The following is a 1,757-nucleotide window of genomic DNA, read 5'->3' as shown; positions in this document are numbered from 1 at the left end:
CGTCAATTGTAATCTGAGATTCCATACCCGCCATCTCAGACTTCTTTAAAAGTTAATAGTAGTAAGTGTAAAGGAAGGGTATGGATTTTCCTTTACAAATTCAAGAGACTGACTGGATTGTTGGTCTCTTTTTTGTTATGCTTTGATTTCTGGCGGCTGGAAAGGAGCTACCATGTCAAAGTTTTTAACATATGAAGATCGATTAGTTATTGCACAACTCCTTCAGGAGAATGTCTCTTTTGGAGTTATAGGAAAGAAGTTAGGCAAGGATCGTACCACGATTGCAAAGGAAATAAAAAAGCATTCCTATGATAAGAAAAGTGGTCGCCCAGGATATCCTTACAATCCATGTAAACATCGCAGTACATGCAAAGCTAAAAAGCTGTGCGGAAACAGTTGTACGCATCAATCAGCGTATAAATGCAGTCTGTGTTCCGAGTGTACATTACATTGTCCGGATTTTGCAGAGGATATCTGTTCCGTTAAAACCAAACCTCCATATGTATGTAATGGTTGCAGCCAGCTTCCCAAATGTACCTTGTTAAAACGCATTTATGACCCGGCAGATGCTCATGAAATGGCACATCAGTCTATTTCGGAATCCAGGACAGGTATTTTATCCAATGAGGATGATATAGCAAGAATCAACGGAATCATCAGCCCCTTGGTTAAAAATGGACAGTCTCTTCATCAGATTTATATAGAGCATGTTGATGAAATCATGTGCAGTGAAAAAACATTGTATAACTATGTTGATGCCCAGCTTTTTGATATCCGTAACATTGATCTGCCTCGTAAAGTAAAGTATCGCCCGCGATACAAACAGCCTGAATTCAAGGTAGACAGAGGATGTCGTATTGGTAGAAGCTATACTGATTTCCAGAAGTTTCTTGAAACAAAGCCGGAGTCTGCTGTTGTACAGATGGATAGTGTTATCGGACGTGTGGGAGGCAAATGCCTGCTTACTATACATTTCGTTGAAACAAGTTTAATGCTTGCATTTCTACGAGATTCAAATACTTCAGCATCTGTCATACAGATTATAAATCTGTTGGATAAAGTCCTTGGAAATGAAGATTTTTCACGGTTGTTTCCGGTTATTCTTACGGATAATGGAAGTGAGTTTTCAAATCCAAAAGCAATTGAAAAACGAGATACGATTCCATGCAGCAGAACGAATGTATTTTACTGCGATCCAAGTGCACCTTACCAAAAGGGAGCCTGTGAAGTGAATCATGAGCTGATACGTCGTATCCTGCCAAAGGGAAGCAGCTTTGATGATTTGACACAGAAGGATATTTTTCTGATGATGGATCATATCAATTCTTATAAAAGAAAAAAGCTGAACAACCGTAGCCCATACGAAACGTTCAGCTTTTATTACGGAGAAGATATACTTAAGAAACTTGGATGTAAACCGGTTGCCGCCGAAAACATCATCTTAAAGCCTAAACTTCTCAAAAAGTAACAGATAAATTTGCAAAGTGCCGCCAGAACAAAGACAGCAGAATGACTTCAAAACAGGGATGGATTCTCCGAATACAAAAATTTCGAGCGGGAATTGATCTCTTATTGTCGTGTGCAAATTTATTGCTGAACGTATTATAACATGTCAATGTACAAATGAAAATCCGGGAAATTCGCTTACAAAACGGGATTTTCGTTTACAAAGTGGGAATCTCGTTTACAAAATGAGATTTTCATTTACAAAGAGGGACTCTTGCGTTACAAACGGGACTCTCATTCTACATTTCACC

The 1,757-nt window shown here is 38.8% G+C and carries 1 protein-coding gene; it reads left to right on the top strand.

Going from position 1 to position 1,757, the window contains the following annotated elements:
* Positions 1-172 precede the first annotated feature (172 nt).
* Positions 173-1,468: an IS30 family transposase gene (locus tag AAAT93_RS09610; RefSeq protein ID WP_118546369.1), complete on the top strand. Its 1,296-nt coding sequence runs from the start codon at positions 173-175 to the stop codon at positions 1,466-1,468.
* Positions 1,469-1,757 lie beyond the last annotated feature (289 nt).

The organism is Coprococcus hominis (ex Arizal et al. 2022) (genome assembly GCF_040094675.1).
Classification (GTDB): Bacteria; Bacillota; Clostridia; order Lachnospirales; family Lachnospiraceae; genus Coprococcus_C; species Coprococcus_C hominis.
The sequence above is the reverse complement of the archived record's forward strand: the minus strand, read 5'-3'. Positions and strand labels throughout refer to the sequence as shown.

Excerpts from the sequence above, each read along its gene's own strand:
- AAAT93_RS09610 (WP_118546369.1), top strand. The coding sequence starts at position 173 with ATGTCAAAGTTTTTAACATATGAAGATCGATTAGTTATTGCACAACTC.